At 52.2% G+C, this 16569-nt stretch carries 16 protein-coding genes; 15 read left to right on the forward strand and 1 reads right to left on the reverse strand.

Annotation, left to right across the window (positions count from 1 at the left end):
• Positions 1-993 carry an aspartate--ammonia ligase gene (asnA, locus tag E2L00_RS14670; protein ID WP_167612904.1) on the reverse strand — a complete coding sequence of 331 codons (993 nt, stop codon included), beginning with the start codon at positions 991-993 and terminating at the stop codon, positions 1-3.
• A gap of 158 nt (positions 994-1151) precedes the next feature.
• On the opposite strand from asnA, the gene asnC reads away from it, so the two are divergent.
• The 15 genes from asnC to glmS all read left to right on the forward strand — a co-directional run bounded on the left by asnC (position 1152) and on the right by glmS (position 16358).
• Entirely contained in the window at positions 1152-1610 is a 459-nt protein-coding gene (gene asnC / locus E2L00_RS14675) for a transcriptional regulator AsnC (RefSeq protein ID WP_167612906.1), read from the forward strand.
• A 90-nt stretch (positions 1611-1700) separates the two neighbouring features.
• Complete coding sequence (gene mioC, locus E2L00_RS14680; RefSeq protein ID WP_167612907.1) at positions 1701-2150, forward strand: FMN-binding protein MioC; 450 nt, start codon at positions 1701-1703, stop codon at positions 2148-2150.
• Between the two features lie 369 nt (positions 2151-2519).
• Complete coding sequence (mnmG, locus tag E2L00_RS14685) at positions 2520-4409, forward strand: tRNA uridine-5-carboxymethylaminomethyl(34) synthesis enzyme MnmG (protein ID WP_167612909.1); 1890 nt, start codon at positions 2520-2522, stop codon at positions 4407-4409.
• 59 nt (positions 4410-4468) lie between these two features.
• Positions 4469-5092 carry a 16S rRNA (guanine(527)-N(7))-methyltransferase RsmG gene (gene rsmG, locus E2L00_RS14690; protein ID WP_167612911.1) on the forward strand — a complete coding sequence of 208 codons (624 nt, stop codon included), beginning with the start codon at positions 4469-4471 and terminating at the stop codon, positions 5090-5092.
• A gap of 618 nt (positions 5093-5710) precedes the next feature.
• Positions 5711-6091, forward strand: coding sequence for a F0F1 ATP synthase subunit I (atpI, locus tag E2L00_RS14695; RefSeq protein WP_167612913.1), 381 nt, complete (start codon positions 5711-5713; stop codon positions 6089-6091).
• Positions 6092-6099: 8 nt separating this feature from the next.
• Positions 6100-6918, forward strand: a complete 819-nt coding sequence (gene atpB, locus E2L00_RS14700) for a F0F1 ATP synthase subunit A (RefSeq protein WP_121263719.1) — start codon at positions 6100-6102, stop codon at positions 6916-6918.
• A 48-nt stretch (positions 6919-6966) separates the two neighbouring features.
• Positions 6967-7206 carry a F0F1 ATP synthase subunit C gene (gene atpE, locus E2L00_RS14705; protein ID WP_000429386.1) on the forward strand — a complete coding sequence of 80 codons (240 nt, stop codon included), beginning with the start codon at positions 6967-6969 and terminating at the stop codon, positions 7204-7206.
• Positions 7207-7267: 61 nt separating this feature from the next.
• Complete coding sequence (gene atpF, locus E2L00_RS14710) at positions 7268-7738, forward strand: F0F1 ATP synthase subunit B (protein WP_121263716.1); 471 nt, start codon at positions 7268-7270, stop codon at positions 7736-7738.
• Between the two features lie 14 nt (positions 7739-7752).
• Positions 7753-8286, forward strand: coding sequence for a F0F1 ATP synthase subunit delta (gene atpH / locus E2L00_RS14715; protein ID WP_167612915.1), 534 nt, complete (start codon positions 7753-7755; stop codon positions 8284-8286).
• A 12-nt stretch (positions 8287-8298) separates the two neighbouring features.
• Positions 8299-9840, forward strand: a complete 1542-nt coding sequence (atpA, locus tag E2L00_RS14720; protein WP_167612917.1) for a F0F1 ATP synthase subunit alpha — start codon at positions 8299-8301, stop codon at positions 9838-9840.
• 50 nt (positions 9841-9890) lie between these two features.
• Complete coding sequence (atpG, locus tag E2L00_RS14725) at positions 9891-10754, forward strand: F0F1 ATP synthase subunit gamma (protein ID WP_167612918.1); 864 nt, start codon at positions 9891-9893, stop codon at positions 10752-10754.
• A gap of 34 nt (positions 10755-10788) precedes the next feature.
• Positions 10789-12171 carry a F0F1 ATP synthase subunit beta gene (gene atpD / locus E2L00_RS14730; protein ID WP_167612920.1) on the forward strand — a complete coding sequence of 461 codons (1383 nt, stop codon included), beginning with the start codon at positions 10789-10791 and terminating at the stop codon, positions 12169-12171.
• A 20-nt stretch (positions 12172-12191) separates the two neighbouring features.
• Positions 12192-12611 carry a F0F1 ATP synthase subunit epsilon gene (locus E2L00_RS14735; protein ID WP_167612922.1) on the forward strand — a complete coding sequence of 140 codons (420 nt, stop codon included), beginning with the start codon at positions 12192-12194 and terminating at the stop codon, positions 12609-12611.
• Positions 12612-12979: 368 nt separating this feature from the next.
• The gene (gene glmU, locus E2L00_RS14740) at positions 12980-14350 is read left to right on the forward strand and encodes a bifunctional UDP-N-acetylglucosamine diphosphorylase/glucosamine-1-phosphate N-acetyltransferase GlmU (RefSeq protein WP_167612924.1); all 1371 of its coding nucleotides are present in this window, start codon (positions 12980-12982) and stop codon (positions 14348-14350) included.
• A gap of 178 nt (positions 14351-14528) precedes the next feature.
• Positions 14529-16358: a glutamine--fructose-6-phosphate transaminase (isomerizing) gene (glmS, locus tag E2L00_RS14745; protein WP_167613261.1), complete on the forward strand. Its 1830-nt coding sequence runs from the start codon at positions 14529-14531 to the stop codon at positions 16356-16358.
• The last annotated feature ends 211 nt before the right edge of the window (positions 16359-16569 follow it).

The raw sequence follows: 16569 nt of genomic DNA on the forward strand, positions 1-16569 counted from the left end.
TTACAGCAGAGAATCGACTTTAGTCTGCACCTCAGCAGGCCATACGCCACACTGAACCTGGCCGATATGTGGCTGTTGCAGCAGCAGCATCGTCAGACGCGACTGTCCAATCCCGCCGCCAATAGTCTGCGGCATTTCGCCCTGCAATAAGGACTGATGCCAATCAAGCTGCAGACGATCTTCATCACCGGTTGTCGCCAGCTGGCGTTGCAGCGCTTCTGCATCCACGCGGATCCCCATGGAAGAAAGCTCAAACGCATCTTCCAGTACCGGGTTCCACACCAGAATATCGCCGTTCAGGCCCGAGAAACCGCCTTCGCTGCGGGTTGACCAGTCATCATAATCCGGGGCGCGAACGTCATGACGTTTACCGTCAGCCAGCTTGCCGCCGATACCAATCAGGAACACGGCGCCCAGCTCTTTGGCGATAGCGCGTTCACGGCCTTTAGCATCCAGGTCCGGGAAGCGCTGCTGCAGTTCTTCGCTGTGAACGAAGTGAATTTGTTCCGGCAGGAACGGCGTGAGGCCGTACTGTTCGCCGACCGCAGCTTCCGTCGCTTTCATTGCCGCCCAGATGCTTTCTACGGTCTGTTTCAGCGTGCCCAGGTGGCGTTCACCGTCACCCATCACGCGTTCCCAGTCCCACTGATCTACATAGACGGAGTGGATTGGGGTCAGGCGATCTTCGTCGGGGCGCAGGGCTTTCATGTGCGTGTAAAGCCCCTCGCCCGCGCTGAAGTCATGCTGGCCGAGCGTTTTTCTTTTCCATTTGGCCAGGGAATGCACCACTTCAAACTGCGCCTCAGGCAAGGTTTTCACCTTCACCTGTACCGCTTTCTCACAGCCGGACAGATTATCCTGTGTACCATCACCCACGCGGCTGAGAATCGGTGCCTGAACTTCAATCAGACCCAATTTTTCTTCAAGCTGACGGGAGAAATGGGATTTCACAAAACTAATCTGGCGTTGTTTAGCGATGTAGGCGGTTTTCATGGCTCTTCTCTTTCGTTGTGTTGTTTCAATACCGGTGATTAAGCAACAGAAAGCACCCAACATTCAATAATCAATAATAAAAAAGGCCATCCTCTTTTTAATTGGTTAATTTAAAGCTATAAAAATTACATATTCGTGATTAAACATAGGAAAAAGTGATGGATAATTATCAGATCGACAATCTGGATCGCGGCATTCTTGATGCATTGATGGCAAATGCGCGAACGGCGTATGCCGAACTGGCCAAACAATTTGGCGTAAGTCCGGGCACAATCCATGTACGCGTAGAGAAGATGAAGCAGGCCGGGATAATCACCGGCGCGCGTATTGATGTTAACCCAAAGCAGCTGGGTTACGACGTTTGCTGCTTTATCGGCATTATTTTAAAGAGCGCTAAAGATTACCCCTCTGCGCTGGCAAGGCTGGAAAGCCTCGAAGAAGTAACCGAGGCCTACTACACCACCGGTCATTACAGCATCTTTATTAAGGTAATGTGTCGTTCCATAGATGCCCTGCAACAGGTACTTATCAACAAGATCCAAACAATTGATGAAATTCAGTCCACCGAGACACTGATCTCCCTGCAAAACCCCATTATGCGGACGATCAAGCCCTGAGGATGAAATATAATACCCATATTATCCACAGGTAGATCGCAGGCCTTACACAGCGTACAATACGCCACGACTTGTAAAGGCGGGATCGCAATGGCAGACATTACTCTGATTAGTGGCAGTACGCTTGGCAGCGCCGAATATGTGGCTGAACATCTTGCTGAGAAGCTTGATGACGCTGGTTTTTCTACCGAAACGCTGCATGGGCCGCTGCTTGAAGATCTGCAAACCAGCGGGGTATGGCTGATTGTCTCCTCTACGCACGGCGCAGGCGATCTGCCGGATAACCTGCAACCGCTTTACGATGCAATAAAGGAAGAACACCCGGATCTGAGCAACGTTCGCTATGGCGCAGTGGGCATTGGTAGCCGTGAATACGACACTTTTTGCGGCGCCATAGAAAAAATCGATGCCCTGCTTAGCGATTGCGGTGCAAAACGAGTGGGATCTTTATTGAAAGTGAACATCCTCGATCATGACATTCCTGAAGATCCAGCTGAAGTTTGGGTCGGATCCTGGAAAGATTTACTCCAGGATTTGTAAAGATCGAACTTTATTCTGTGTATAACTATGCGTAAAAGCTCGTAATAAGCGGTAGTTATCCAAAGAACAACCGCTGTTCACTTTTTGAGTTGTGCATAACCCTCGTTTTTGATCCCAGCTTATACGGCGTGGGATCACCGGAAGTTCACAGCAAACGATCCATCCCAATCTCTTGATCTCTTTAGCTTAAAATCGGTTATCCACAAGACAGGTCGATCCTAATAAGAGATCATAATAAAGAGATCTTTAAATAAAAAAGATCTTCTTTTAATTAGTGAGGATCCCGGGACTTTCTCCATCGACTAAAGTTGAGTAGAATCGCCAACCCGGGAATCAGTCACCCTCCCGTTTAACCACGAGGCAGTTACCATGTTTTATCCAGATCCTTTTGACGTCATCATCATTGGCGGGGGTCACGCAGGCACCGAGGCCGCGATGGCCGCAGCCCGAATGGGTCAACAGACCCTTCTTCTGACACACAATATCGACACGCTGGGACAGATGTCCTGTAATCCGGCGATCGGCGGTATTGGCAAGGGACATCTGGTTAAGGAAGTGGACGCGCTGGGCGGATTGATGGCAAAAGCGATCGATCATGCCGGTATTCAGTTTAGGATACTAAACGCCAGCAAAGGCCCTGCGGTTCGGGCTACCCGCGCTCAGGCAGACCGTGTGTTATACCGCCAGGCCGTTCGTACAGCGCTTGAGAATCAACCCAACCTGATGATATTCCAGCAGGCGGTAGAAGATCTGATTGTGGAAAACGATCGCGTTGTCGGGGCGGTGACGCAAATGGGGCTGAAGTTCCGTGCGAAAGCCGTTGTGCTGACCGTAGGGACTTTCCTGGATGGCAAAATTCATATCGGGCTGGATAACTACAGCGGTGGCCGTGCAGGCGATCCGCCGTCTATCCCGCTTTCACGTCGTCTGCGTGAACTGCCGCTGCGCGTCAGCCGTCTGAAAACCGGTACGCCTCCGCGTATTGACGCCCGTACTATCGATTTCAGCGTGCTTGCGCAACAGAACGGCGATAACCCAACGCCGGTGTTCTCGTTCATGGGGAATGTGAACCAGCATCCTACGCAGGTGCCTTGCTACATCACCTACACCAACGAAAAAACGCACGACGTTATTCGTAATAACCTCGATCGCAGCCCAATGTACGCGGGCGTTATCGAAGGGATTGGCCCTCGTTACTGCCCGTCTATCGAAGATAAAGTGATGCGTTTTGCCGATCGCAATCAGCATCAAATTTTCCTTGAGCCTGAAGGCCTGACCAGCAACGAAATTTATCCAAACGGCATCTCCACCAGCCTGCCGTTTGACGTGCAGATGCAGATCGTCCGCTCTATGCAGGGCATGGAGAACGCGAAGATTGTTCGTCCGGGCTACGCCATTGAGTACGACTTCTTCGATCCACGCGATCTGAAACCTACGCTTGAAAGTAAATACATTCAGGGTCTGTTCTTTGCAGGCCAGATTAACGGTACGACCGGTTACGAAGAAGCCGCGGCACAGGGTCTGCTGGCGGGTCTGAACGCCGGACGTTATTCTGCCGAGAAAGAAGGCTGGGCGCCGCGTCGCGATCAGGCATACCTTGGCGTGCTGGTGGACGATCTTTGCACCCTCGGGACCAAAGAGCCGTACCGCATGTTTACCTCCCGCGCTGAATACCGTCTGATGTTGCGCGAAGATAACGCGGATCTGCGTTTAACCGCCGCTGGCCGTGAAATGGGGCTGGTGGATGACGAACGCTGGGCGCGCTTCAACGAAAAACTGGAAAACATCGAGCGTGAGCGTCAGCGTCTGAAAGAGATCTGGCTGCACCCGCACTCGGCCCAGGTCGAAGAAGTTAACGCGAAGCTGAGTGCGCCGCTGTCGCGTGAAGCTAACGGCGAAGATCTGCTGCGCCGTCCGGAAATGACCTATGCCGATATGATGCAGCTTTCAGCATTCGCGCCAGGGCTTGCAGATCAACAATCTGCCGAACAGGTAGAGATCCAGGTTAAGTACGAAGGCTACATCGCGCGCCAGCAGGATGAAATCGACAAACAGCAGCGTAATGAGAACACCGTGCTGCCAGCTACGCTGGATTACCGTCAGGTGAGCGGGCTGTCTAACGAAGTGATTGCAAAACTCAACGATCATAAACCTGTATCAATCGGACAAGCATCGCGTATCTCAGGGATCACTCCTGCGGCGATTTCGATTTTGCTGGTCTGGCTAAAAAAACAAGGGTTGCTGCGCCGCAGCGCCTGAAAATAGTCGATAACGGGTCAGGATTTCCTGGCCCCTTTTTTTGATGGATTGTGACGATCGTGCTTAATAAATTATCTCGCCTGCTGGATAACGCAGGCATTACGCTTCCTGAAAACCAGAAGCAGCAGCTGGTGGGTTACGTTGAGCTGCTACACAAATGGAACAAAGCATATAACCTGACCTCGGTACGCGATCCTGAAGAAATGCTGGTTCGGCATATCCTCGACAGCATCGTTGTTGAACCGCATTTGCAGGGAACGCGTTTTATTGATGTGGGCACAGGGCCTGGCCTGCCGGGTATTCCGCTGGCTATCGTCCGTCCGGACGCGCATTTCACCCTGCTCGATAGCTTAGGCAAGCGCGTGCGCTTCCTGCGCCAGGTTCAGCATGAGCTTCATCTTGAGAATATTACGCCGGTTCAAAGCCGTGTGGAGGCGTTTCCTGCCGAGCCTGGGTTTGACGGCGTCATTAGCCGTGCGTTCGCTTCCCTGACGGATATGGTGAACTGGTGTCATCATCTTCCGGCGGAAAATGGCCGCTTCTACGCGCTCAAGGGACTGCGCCCGGATGATGAAATTGCGGTGCTGCCGGAGGCGTTTAGCGTAGAGGATATTATCCGTCTGCAGGTTCCCGCGCTTGATGGCGAACGTCATCTGGTGATTATTAAGCCAGCCAGAACTTAATATTTATCAAAAAAAGTAGAAAAAGTGATGGGTTGCCAGGGTTAAAAATGCAGGAGACTTTCAGCGACACTTCTGCTGACAATTAACTTAATGACAACAAATTTTTCCCTGAATCTTAACTTCGGCGTCGTTACTAACGCTGAAAATAGTCAACTGCGAAAATATAAACTTGCTAAATATCTGCGGACAGAACGGAAGCGCGCGTTGTTAAAGTTTTAACAAGGATGTCAATAAAAGGTTTTTGAAGTGTTGCGCCTTATTTTCAAAAGAGTAATCCGTAATCAGCTTATTTATCAAGTAAATGCATTTAGCACTTTAAGAGACAGACAAATGTATAATAGATGTGAGATGTCTAATATGTGATCGAGAGCACGCTTTATCGCGCGGTAAATTAGCTTATTTACGTCATTTCCAGAAATGTCCGGGTTTCATCAAAAGTTGGAAAATAAGCGTGCAGAAAATTATTTAAACATTTGTTCACCTTTTTGCTACTTATTGTTTGAAATCACGGGGCCGCACCGTATAATTTGCTCGCTTTTTGAGGCTTGACTCCGAGCCGCAAAGACAGTTTTATACGACACGCGGCGCACCTCTAAGGGAGCAGGAGTAAGAAACGTAATGTCAGTGTCGCTCTTAAGTTGGAACATAGCCCGCAAGCTTTTGTTCATCCAGCTTCTGGCAGTAATGGCAATCGGACTGCTGTTTTGCCTCAAAGACCCCTCGTGGGGCGCTTCTGCGTTTAGTGGAGGTCTGGCAGCCTGGTTGCCGAACGTATTATTTATGTTTTTTGCCTGGCGTCATCAGGCGCATACACCCGCAAAAGGCCGTGTGGCCTGGACATTCGCTATCGGTGAAGTGTTAAAGGTGGTTGCGGGTTTTATCATTCTGGTGGTGGCGCTGGTCGTTTTTAAGGCGGTAGTTTTACCGCTGATAGTGACGTGGGTTTCGGTGCTGGTTGTGCAGATACTCGCACCAGCTGTAATTAACAACAAAGGGTAAGAGGCATCATGTCTGCAGGAGAAATCTCTACACCGCAGGAGTATATAGGCCACCACCTGAACAATCTTCAGTTGGACCTGCGTACTTTCTCGCTGGTGGATCCGCATAATCCCCCGGCCACCTTCTGGACGCTCAATATTGACTCCATGTTTTTCTCAGTGGTCCTGGGTCTCTTGTTCCTGGTTATCTTCCGCAAGGTTGCGAAAACCGCTACCAGCGGTGTTCCGGGTAAATTCCAGACAGCAATTGAGCTGATTATCGGCTTTGTGCATGGCAGCGTGAAAGACATGTACCATGGCAAAAGCAAAGTTATCGCTCCGCTGGCCCTGACGATTTTCGTCTGGGTATTCCTGATGAACCTGATGGACCTGCTGCCAATCGATCTGCTGCCGTACATTGGCGAGCACGTCTTTGGCCTGCCAGCCCTGCGTGTGGTGCCGTCTGCGGACGTGAACATTACCCTGTCCATGGCGCTTGGCGTATTCATCCTTATTCTGTTCTACAGCATCAAAATGAAAGGCATAGGCGGCTTCACGAAAGAGCTGACGCTGCAGCCGTTCAATCACTGGGCATTTATTCCTGTCAACTTAATCCTTGAAGGGGTAAGCCTGCTGTCCAAGCCTGTATCACTGGGTCTGCGACTGTTCGGCAACATGTATGCCGGTGAGCTGATTTTCATTCTGATTGCTGGCCTGTTGCCGTGGTGGTCACAGTGGATCCTGAATGTGCCATGGGCCATTTTCCACATCCTGATCATTACGCTGCAAGCCTTCATCTTCATGGTTCTGACGATTGTCTATCTGTCGATGGCATCCGAAGAGCATTGATTTTACTTACCACTACTGCGTTTTAACTGAAACAAACTGGAGACTGTCATGGAAAACCTGAATATGGATCTGCTGTACATGGCTGCCGCTGTGATGATGGGTCTGGCGGCAATCGGTGCTGCGATCGGTATCGGCATCCTCGGGGGCAAATTCCTGGAAGGCGCTGCGCGTCAACCTGATCTGATTCCTCTGCTGCGTACTCAGTTCTTTATCGTTATGGGTCTGGTAGATGCAATCCCGATGATCGCTGTTGGTCTGGGTCTGTACGTGATGTTCGCCGTCGCGTAGTGAGCGTTGCTTAAGATACCAAGCAATATCAGAACGTTAACTAACAAAGAGGCATTGTGCTGTGAATCTTAACGCAACAATCCTCGGCCAGGCCATCGCGTTTGTCCTGTTTGTTCTGTTCTGCATGAAGTATGTATGGCCGCCGTTAATGGCTGCCATCGAGAAACGTCAAAAAGAAATTGCTGACGGTCTCGCTTCTGCAGAACGTGCACATAAGGACCTTGACCTTGCAAAGGCCAGCGCGACCGACCAGCTGAAAAAAGCCAAAGCAGAAGCTCAGGTGATTATTGAACAGGCGAACAAACGCCGTGCTCAAATCGTTGAAGAAGCTAAAACCGAGGCAGAGCAGGAACGCAACAAAATCGTCGCACAGGCTCAGGCAGAAATCGACGCAGAGCGTAAACGCGCTCGCGAAGAATTGCGCAAGCAAGTTGCTCTGCTGGCTATCGCTGGTGCCGAGAAGATCATTGAACGTTCCGTAGATGAAGCTGCTAACAGCGACATCGTTGATAAACTGGTCGCTGAACTGTAAGGAGGGAGGGGCTGATGTCTGAATTTGTTACTGTAGCTCGCCCCTACGCCAAAGCAGCTTTTGACTTTGCCGTCGAGCACCAGAGCGTCGATAACTGGCAGCAGATGCTGGCTTTCGCCGCCGAGGTGTCTAAAAACGAAGAAATGGCAGAGCTTCTCTCCGGAGCATTGGCTCCGGAAACGCTCTCTGAGTCGTTTATTACTATCTGTGGTGACCAGCTCGACGCCAACGGCCAGAACCTGATTCGGGTGATGGCTGAAAACGGGCGTCTGAAGGTTCTTCCTGATGTTCTTGAGCAATTCGTGCAACTGCGTGCAGCCCGGGAGGCCACGGTTGAAGTTGAAGTGACTTCCGCCAGCGCACTGAGTGAAGCACAGCTCTCGAAAATCAGCGCCGCGATGGAAAAACGTCTGTCACGCAAAGTGAAGCTGAATTGCAAAATTGATAAGTCTGTAATGGCAGGTGTCATCATCCGTGCGGGTGATATGGTCATTGATGGTAGCGTACGCGGCCGTCTTGATCGCCTGACAGACGTCTTGCAGTCTTAAGGGGACTGGAGCATGCAACTGAATTCCACCGAAATCAGCGAACTGATCAAGCAGCGCATTGCTCAGTTCAATGTAGTGAGCGAGGCTCACAACGAAGGTACTATTGTTTCCGTAAGTGACGGTATCATCCGCGTACACGGCCTGGCCGATGTAATGCAGGGTGAGATGATTTCCCTGCCGGGTAACCGTTACGCCATTGCACTAAACCTCGAGCGCGACTCTGTAGGTGCGGTAGTAATGGGGCCGTACGCTGACCTTGCCGAAGGCATGAAGGTTAAGTGTACTGGCCGTATCCTTGAAGTTCCTGTCGGTCGTGGCCTGCTGGGCCGCGTGGTGAACACCCTGGGTGCGCCAATCGACGGTAAAGGTCCGCTTGAGCATGACGGCTTCTCGGCCGTTGAAGCGATTGCACCGGGCGTAATCGAGCGTCAGTCCGTAGACCAGCCGGTTCAGACCGGTTATAAGTCTGTTGATGCCATGATTCCAATCGGCCGTGGTCAGCGTGAGCTGGTCATCGGCGACCGTCAGACCGGTAAAACCGCGCTGGCGATCGATGCCATCATCAACCAGCGTGATTCCGGCATCAAATGTATCTATGTTGCCATCGGCCAGAAAGCGTCCACCATTTCTAACGTGGTGCGTAAACTGGAAGAGCACGGCGCACTGGAAAACACCATCGTTGTTGTTGCGACTGCATCAGAATCTGCTGCACTGCAATACCTGGCGCCGTACTCCGGTTGCGCAATGGGTGAATATTTCCGTGACCGCGGCGAAGATGCACTGATCGTTTATGACGATCTGTCCAAACAGGCCGTTGCTTACCGTCAGATCTCCCTGCTGCTTCGTCGTCCACCAGGTCGTGAAGCTTATCCGGGCGACGTATTCTACCTCCACTCCCGTCTGCTGGAGCGTGCTGCGCGTGTTAACGCCGAATACGTTGAAGCCTTCACCAAAGGTGAAGTGAAAGGGAAAACCGGTTCTCTGACCGCGCTGCCGATTATCGAAACGCAAGCTGGCGACGTTTCCGCGTTCGTTCCGACCAACGTAATTTCCATTACCGATGGTCAGATCTTCCTGGAATCCAACCTGTTTAACGCCGGTATTCGTCCTGCGGTTAACCCGGGTATCTCCGTATCCCGTGTTGGTGGTGCAGCTCAGACCAAGATCATGAAAAAACTGTCCGGTGGTATCCGTACCGCGCTGGCACAGTACCGTGAACTTGCTGCGTTCTCTCAGTTTGCATCAGACCTTGACGATGCGACCCGTAAACAGCTGAGCCACGGTCAGAAAGTGACCGAGCTGCTGAAACAGAAACAGTATGCGCCGATGTCCGTTGCGCACCAGTCTCTGGTTCTGTTCGCTGCTGAACGCGGTTACCTCGAAGATGTGGAACTGGCTAAAATCGGTAGCTTCGAAGCCGCTCTGATGGCTTACGTTGACCGTGACCATGCTCCGCTGATGCAAGAAATCAACCAATCTGGTGGCTATAACGACGAAATCGAAGGCAAGCTGAAAGGCATCCTCGATTCCTTCAAAGCAACTCAGTCCTGGTAAAGTCTGGCGGCTTGTCTTAGGGCAAGCCGCAAGGCATTGAGGAGAAGCTCATGGCCGGCGCAAAAGAGATACGTAGTAAGATCGCAAGCGTCCAGAACACGCAGAAGATCACCAAAGCAATGGAAATGGTCGCCGCGTCCAAAATGCGTAAATCGCAGGAACGCATGGCAGCCAGCCGTCCTTACGCAGATACCATGCGTAAAGTGATTGGCCACCTTGCTCTGGGTAATCTTGAATACAAACACCCATACCTGGATGAACGCGAAGTTAAACGCGTGGGCTACCTGGTGGTGTCCACTGACCGTGGTCTGTGCGGTGGCTTGAACATTAACCTGTTCAAAAAGCTGCTGGCTGACATGAAAGGGTGGTCCGATAAAGGCGTTCAGAGCGAAATCGCGATGATCGGCTCCAAAGGCGTCTCTTTCTTCAACTCCGTGGGCGGCAATGTTGTTGCTCAGGTGACCGGTATGGGCGATAACCCTTCCCTGTCCGAGTTGATTGGCCCGGTGAAAGTGATGTTGCAGGCCTACGATGAAGGCCGTCTGGACAAGCTGTATGTTGTCAGCAACAAATTTATAAACACTATGTCTCAGGTTCCGACAATCACCCAGCTGCTGCCGTTACCGCCAGCAGACGACGGCGAATTGAAAAAGAAATCCTGGGATTATCTGTATGAACCTGATCCTAAAGCGCTGCTGGATACTCTGCTGCGTCGTTATGTGGAATCTCAGGTTTATCAGGGCGTCGTAGAAAACCTGGCCAGCGAGCAGGCCGCACGAATGGTGGCGATGAAAGCCGCTACCGACAATGGCGGCAGCCTGATTAAAGAGCTGCAGTTGGTATACAACAAAGCTCGTCAGGCCAGCATTACTCAGGAACTCACCGAAATCGTCGGTGGCGCGTCCGCGGTATAACCAGGTTTACGAATTACGTAGAGGATTCAACAAGATGGCTACTGGAAAGATTATCCAGGTAATCGGCGCCGTGGTGGACGTCGAGTTCCCTCAGGATGCCGTACCAAAAGTGTACGACGCCCTCGAGGTTACAAACGGTAATGACCGTCTGGTGCTGGAAGTTCAGCAACAGCTCGGTGGTGGCGTGGTTCGTACCATCGCCATGGGTTCTTCTGACGGTCTGCGTCGCGGTCTGGAAGTTGCCAACCTCGAGCACCCAATTGAAGTGCCGGTAGGTAAAGCAACGCTGGGCCGTATCATGAACGTCCTGGGCGAGCCTATCGACATGAAAGGCGACATCGGTGAAGAAGAGCGTTGGGCTATTCACCGTGCAGCGCCAAGCTACGAAGAACTCTCCAGCTCTCAAGACCTGCTGGAAACCGGCATCAAAGTAATGGACCTGATTTGCCCGTTCGCTAAGGGCGGTAAAGTTGGTCTGTTCGGTGGTGCGGGCGTAGGCAAAACGGTAAACATGATGGAGCTGATCCGTAACATCGCGATCGAGCACTCCGGTTACTCCGTGTTTGCAGGCGTGGGTGAACGTACTCGTGAGGGTAACGACTTCTACCACGAAATGACCGATTCTAACGTTCTGGACAAAGTATCACTGGTTTATGGCCAGATGAACGAGCCACCGGGTAACCGTCTGCGCGTTGCGCTGACCGGTCTGACCATGGCTGAGAAGTTCCGTGACGAAGGTCGTGACGTTCTGCTGTTCGTCGATAACATTTACCGTTATACCCTGGCCGGTACAGAAGTTTCTGCGCTGCTGGGTCGTATGCCATCTGCGGTAGGTTATCAGCCAACTCTGGCAGAAGAGATGGGCGTTTTGCAGGAGCGTATTACCTCCACCAAAACCGGCTCAATCACTTCTGTTCAGGCGGTATACGTACCTGCGGATGACTTGACTGACCCATCACCAGCAACCACCTTTGCGCACCTTGATGCAACCGTGGTACTGAGCCGTAACATCGCGTCTCTGGGTATCTACCCTGCGGTAGATCCACTGGATTCCACCAGCCGTCAGTTAGATCCGCTGGTTGTTGGTCAGGAACACTACGACACCGCGCGTGGCGTGCAGTCTATTCTGCAACGTTACCAGGAGCTGAAAGACATCATCGCCATTCTTGGTATGGATGAGCTTTCTGAAGAAGATAAACTGGTTGTAGCGCGCGCGCGTAAGATCCAGCGCTTCCTGTCTCAGCCATTCTTCGTAGCGGAAGTCTTTACCGGTTCTCCAGGCAAGTTCGTCTCGCTGAAAGATACCATCCGTGGCTTTAAAGGCATCATGGACGGCGAGTATGACCATCTGCCAGAGCAGGCGTTCTACATGGTTGGTACTATCGACGAAGCCGTTGAGAAAGCTAAAAAACTTTAACGCCTTAATCGGAGGGTGACATGGCAATGACATATCACCTGGACGTCGTCAGCGCGGAGAGCCAAATGTTCTCCGGTCTGGTCGAGAAGATCCAGGTAACGGGTAGCGAAGGTGAGCTGGGTATTTATCCTGGCCACGCCCCGCTGCTCACCGCCATTAAGCCTGGTATGATCCGCATCGTGAAACAGCACGGACAAGAAGAGTATATCTACCTGTCCGGTGGCGTGTTGGAAGTGCAGCCTGGCACGGTTACCGTGCTGGCTGATACCGCAATTCGTGGCCAGGATCTCGACGAAGCGCGAGCCCTGGAAGCGAAACGTAAAGCGGAAGAGCACATTCACAGCTCCCACGGTGATGTGGACTACGCTCAGGCTTCTGCTGAACTGGCGAAAGCGATCGCGAAACTGCGCGTTATCGAATTGACCAGAAAAGCGATGTAACTACCTGCTTGAAAAGCCAAATGCCAGCCAGGATCCCTGACTGGCATTTTTTTCGCCCCGATCGTTCCTGGGTTAAAAAAACACCGGTTTTGAACGTCCCATCGCGTATTTACCCTCCTGGCTGTTGCGCTTCCCTGCGCCCAGGCTTTATTCCCGCTTGAAAAGAAGCCGTAATCCAGGGAGATAGCTTAATATCAGCAGAATGGGTGTACATATTTGGCCTGAATCTGCCTACACTTGGGCGCTAAGCTTGTAGAAAAGCCGTCTGGCCGGGTAAATTTCCGTCAGTGTGTTTTTAGATGCAAAATATGTAGAATTTTCAACAAGAAATCGTTTTACTTCTCTCACAATGTAAAGTCAGGACGCGTATGTCAAACAGTGCGATGAGCGTGGTAATCCTTGCCGCAGGCAAAGGGACCCGCATGTATTCCGACCTCCCTAAGGTGCTGCATAACCTTGCCGGGAAACCGATGGTTCAACATGTCATTGATGCGGCTAATAATTTAGGCGCTCAGCGCTTGCACCTGGTGTACGGTCACGGCGGCGATCTGCTTAAAAAAACGCTTAGCGACGACTCACTGAACTGGGTTCTGCAGGCAGAGCAGCTGGGTACAGGCCATGCAATGCAGCAGGCGGCGCCGTTCTTTGCGGACGATGAAGACGTTTTGATGCTGTACGGCGACGTGCCGTTGATCTCTGTTGAAACGCTGCAACGTCTGCGTGAGGCTAAACCTCAGGGCGGCATTGGCCTGCTTACCGTCAAGCTGGATGATCCAACCGGTTATGGCCGTATTGCTCGTGAAAATGGCACCGTGGTCGGGATTGTGGAACACAAAGACGCCACGGATGAGCAGCGCAAAATTAACGAAATCAACACCGGCATTTTAATAGCCAATGGCGCAGATCTGAAGCGCTGGCTTGGCAAGCTGGATAACAACAACGCTCAGGGCGAATTCTATATCACCGATATCATCGCTCTGGCGCATCAGGAAGGCCGTGAAATTACCGCCGTGCATCCGGCCAGACTGAGTGAAGTGGAAGGCGTGAATAACCGCCTGCAACTCTCCCGCCTTGAGCGCGTCTACCAGACCGAACAGGCAGAAAAACTGCTGTTGGCTGGCGTCATGCTGCGCGACCCTGAACGCTTCGACCTGCGCGGCGTACTGAATCACGGGCGCGATGTAGAAATCGATACTAATGTGATTATCGAAGGCAACGTCACGCTAGGTCATCGCGTCAAAATCGGCACCGGCTGCCTGCTTAAAAACTGTGTAATTGGCGACGATAGCGAAATCAGCCCTTATTCCGTCGTGGAAGATTCCCGGCTTGCGGCTGCCTGCACTATTGGCCCGTTCGCGCGTCTGCGTCCGGGCGCTGAGCTTGCGGAAGGCGCCCATGTCGGTAATTTCGTCGAAATGAAAAAAGCGCGCCTGGGCAAAGGCTCGAAAGCGGGTCACCTGAGCTATCTGGGCGACGCCGACATTGGCGACAACGTGAATATCGGCGCGGGCACCATCACCTGCAACTATGACGGCGCGAATAAGCATAAAACCATTATCGGTAATGACGTGTTTGTCGGCTCTGACACGCAGCTGGTGGCGCCGGTTAACGTGGCGAATGGCGTGACCATTGGCGCAGGTACTACCGTAACGCGTGACGTTGCAGAAAATGAGTTAGTCGTCAGCCGCATAAAACAGACCCATATTCAGGGCTGGCAGCGTCCGGTGAAGAAAAAGTAAGTAGATTTCCCTCTCTTTCGGGAGAGGCTGGGGTGAAGGCTGTTCTCGAAAATAGCCCGCCCCGCAGCAGTACCAAAACTATAACCCCACTCTCTACAAGGCTCGGGGCCCCGGATAACCGGGAAATACAGGTCAGCGACAACACATGGCGAAACGCCATTATCAGGAATTAACTACTATGTGTGGAATTGTTGGCGCGGTCGCGCAACGTGATATTGCTGAGATCCTTCTCGAAGGATTACGTCGTCTGGAATACCGTGGTTATGATTCTGCGGGTCTTGCGGTGGTAGACGAACAGGGTTATATGACTCGCCTGCGTCGTCTGGGAAAAGTTCAGAAGCTGGCTGAGGCTGCGCAAGATTCCGCGCTGCACGGCGGAACCGGTATCGCCCACACCCGTTGGGCAACGCACGGCGAACCTTCTGAAGTTAACGCCCACCCGCACGTATCCGAGCATATCGTGGTCGTACACAACGGCATTATTGAAAACCACGAACCGCTGCGCGAGGCATTACAGGCACGCGGCTACCGGTTTGTTTCACAGACCGACACCGAAGTGATTGCTCACTTAGTGCATTGGGAGCTGGAACAGGGCGGCACGCTGCGTGAAGCCGTGCTGCGCGCCATTCCTCAACTGCGCGGTGCATACGGTACGGTGATTATGGACACCCGTAATCCTGGCGTTCTGCTGGCCGCGCGTTCCGGCAGCCCAATGGTTATCGGCCTGGGCATGGGGGAAAACTTTATTGCTTCCGACCAGCTGGCGCTGTTGCCGGTGACCCGTCGTTTTATCTTCCTTGAAGAAGGGGATATCGCAGAAGTGACCCGCCGCTCCGTCACCGTGTTCGACACCCGGGGTGAACAGGTTCAGCGTCCGGACATCGAATCTAATCTGCAGTATGACGCGGGCGACAAAGGCGTTTATCGTCACTACATGCAAAAAGAGATTTACGAGCAGCCAAATGCCATCAAAAACACGCTGGTTGGGCGTATCAGCCATGGCGAAGTGGATTTGACCGAGCTTGGTCCAACGGCCAACGAGATGTTGTCTCAGGTTGAGCATATCCAGATTGTGGCATGCGGCACCTCGTACAACTCCGGGATGGTTTCTCGCTACTGGTTCGAGTCGCTGGCAGGAGTGCCTTGCGACGTGGAAATTGCTTCAGAATTCCGCTATCGCAAATCTGCGGTACGTCGCAATAGCCTGATGATCACCCTTTCCCAGTCTGGCGAAACGGCGGACACCCTGGCGGCACTGCGTCTGTCCAAAGAGCTGGGTTATCTGGGGTCGCTGGCGATTTGTAACGTGCCGGGCTCTTCCCTGGTGCGCGAATCCGATCTGGCGCTGATGACCAACGCCGGTACTGAAATCGGCGTGGCTTCCACCAAAGCCTTCACCACGCAATTGACCGTTCTGCTGATGCTGGTGGCTAAGCTGGGTCGTCTGAAAGGCGCAGATGCGCAGATTGAGCACGACATTGTGCACGGCCTGCAGGCGCTGCCGAGCCGTATCGAGCAGATGCTTTCCCAGGATAAACGCATCGAAGCGCTGGCAGAAGATTTCTCCGACAAACATCATGCGCTGTTCTTAGGCCGAGGCGATCAGTACCCGATCGCGATGGAAGGCGCGCTGAAGCTCAAAGAGATCTCTTATATTCATGCAGAAGCTTACGCGGCAGGAGAGCTGAAACACGGCCCGCTGGCGCTGATTGATGCGGATATGCCGGTTATCGTTGTGGCACCAAACAACGAACTGCTGGAAAAACTGAAATCTAACATCGAAGAAGTCCGCGCCCGCGGCGGCCAGCTGTACGTCTTCGCCGACCAGGATGCAGGCTTTACCAGCAGCGATAATATGCACATTATCGAAATGCCGCACGTGGAAGAAGTTATCGCTCCTATCTTCTACACCGTGCCGTTGCAACTGCTGTCTTACCACGTGGCGCTGATTAAAGGCACCGATGTGGATCAGCCGCGCAACCTCGCAAAATCGGTTACCGTTGAATAAGTTTACGCTGTCGCTATCTTTTAAAAGCTGCCTTCGGGCAGCTTTTTTTATCGCTGACGGAAAAATTAACTCTTTGATTTATAAATGTTTACCTGATGTATTTCGCTTAAGTAACGGGCGTGCAGGAAGCTGTCATAAAACTGTCATACTTCATACATTTAACTGTCACCAAACTGTCCTATTTTCTATCCTGCTACGAGTTAACAACGAA

The organism is Cedecea colo (assembly GCF_011808225.1).
Lineage (GTDB): Bacteria > Pseudomonadota > Gammaproteobacteria > Enterobacterales > Enterobacteriaceae > Dryocola > Dryocola colo.

What these genes read in the sequence shown, in the direction of transcription:
- asnA (WP_167612904.1), bottom strand. Translation starts at nt 993, where the DNA reads ATGAAAACCGCCTACATCGCTAAACAACGCCAGATTAGTTTTGTGAAA.
- asnC (WP_167612906.1), top strand. Translation starts at nt 1,152, where the DNA reads ATGGATAATTATCAGATCGACAATCTGGATCGCGGCATTCTTGATGCA.
- mioC (WP_167612907.1), top strand. Translation starts at nt 1,701, where the DNA reads ATGGCAGACATTACTCTGATTAGTGGCAGTACGCTTGGCAGCGCCGAA.
- mnmG (WP_167612909.1), top strand. Translation starts at nt 2,520, where the DNA reads ATGTTTTATCCAGATCCTTTTGACGTCATCATCATTGGCGGGGGTCAC.
- atpI (WP_167612913.1), top strand. Translation starts at nt 5,711, where the DNA reads ATGTCAGTGTCGCTCTTAAGTTGGAACATAGCCCGCAAGCTTTTGTTC.
- atpB (WP_121263719.1), top strand. Translation starts at nt 6,100, where the DNA reads ATGTCTGCAGGAGAAATCTCTACACCGCAGGAGTATATAGGCCACCAC.
- atpE (WP_000429386.1), top strand. Translation starts at nt 6,967, where the DNA reads ATGGAAAACCTGAATATGGATCTGCTGTACATGGCTGCCGCTGTGATG.
- atpH (WP_167612915.1), top strand. Translation starts at nt 7,753, where the DNA reads ATGTCTGAATTTGTTACTGTAGCTCGCCCCTACGCCAAAGCAGCTTTT.
- atpA (WP_167612917.1), top strand. Translation starts at nt 8,299, where the DNA reads ATGCAACTGAATTCCACCGAAATCAGCGAACTGATCAAGCAGCGCATT.
- atpG (WP_167612918.1), top strand. Translation starts at nt 9,891, where the DNA reads ATGGCCGGCGCAAAAGAGATACGTAGTAAGATCGCAAGCGTCCAGAAC.
- atpD (WP_167612920.1), top strand. Translation starts at nt 10,789, where the DNA reads ATGGCTACTGGAAAGATTATCCAGGTAATCGGCGCCGTGGTGGACGTC.
- E2L00_RS14735 (WP_167612922.1), top strand. Translation starts at nt 12,192, where the DNA reads ATGGCAATGACATATCACCTGGACGTCGTCAGCGCGGAGAGCCAAATG.
- glmU (WP_167612924.1), top strand. Translation starts at nt 12,980, where the DNA reads ATGTCAAACAGTGCGATGAGCGTGGTAATCCTTGCCGCAGGCAAAGGG.
- glmS (WP_167613261.1), top strand. Translation starts at nt 14,529, where the DNA reads ATGTGTGGAATTGTTGGCGCGGTCGCGCAACGTGATATTGCTGAGATC.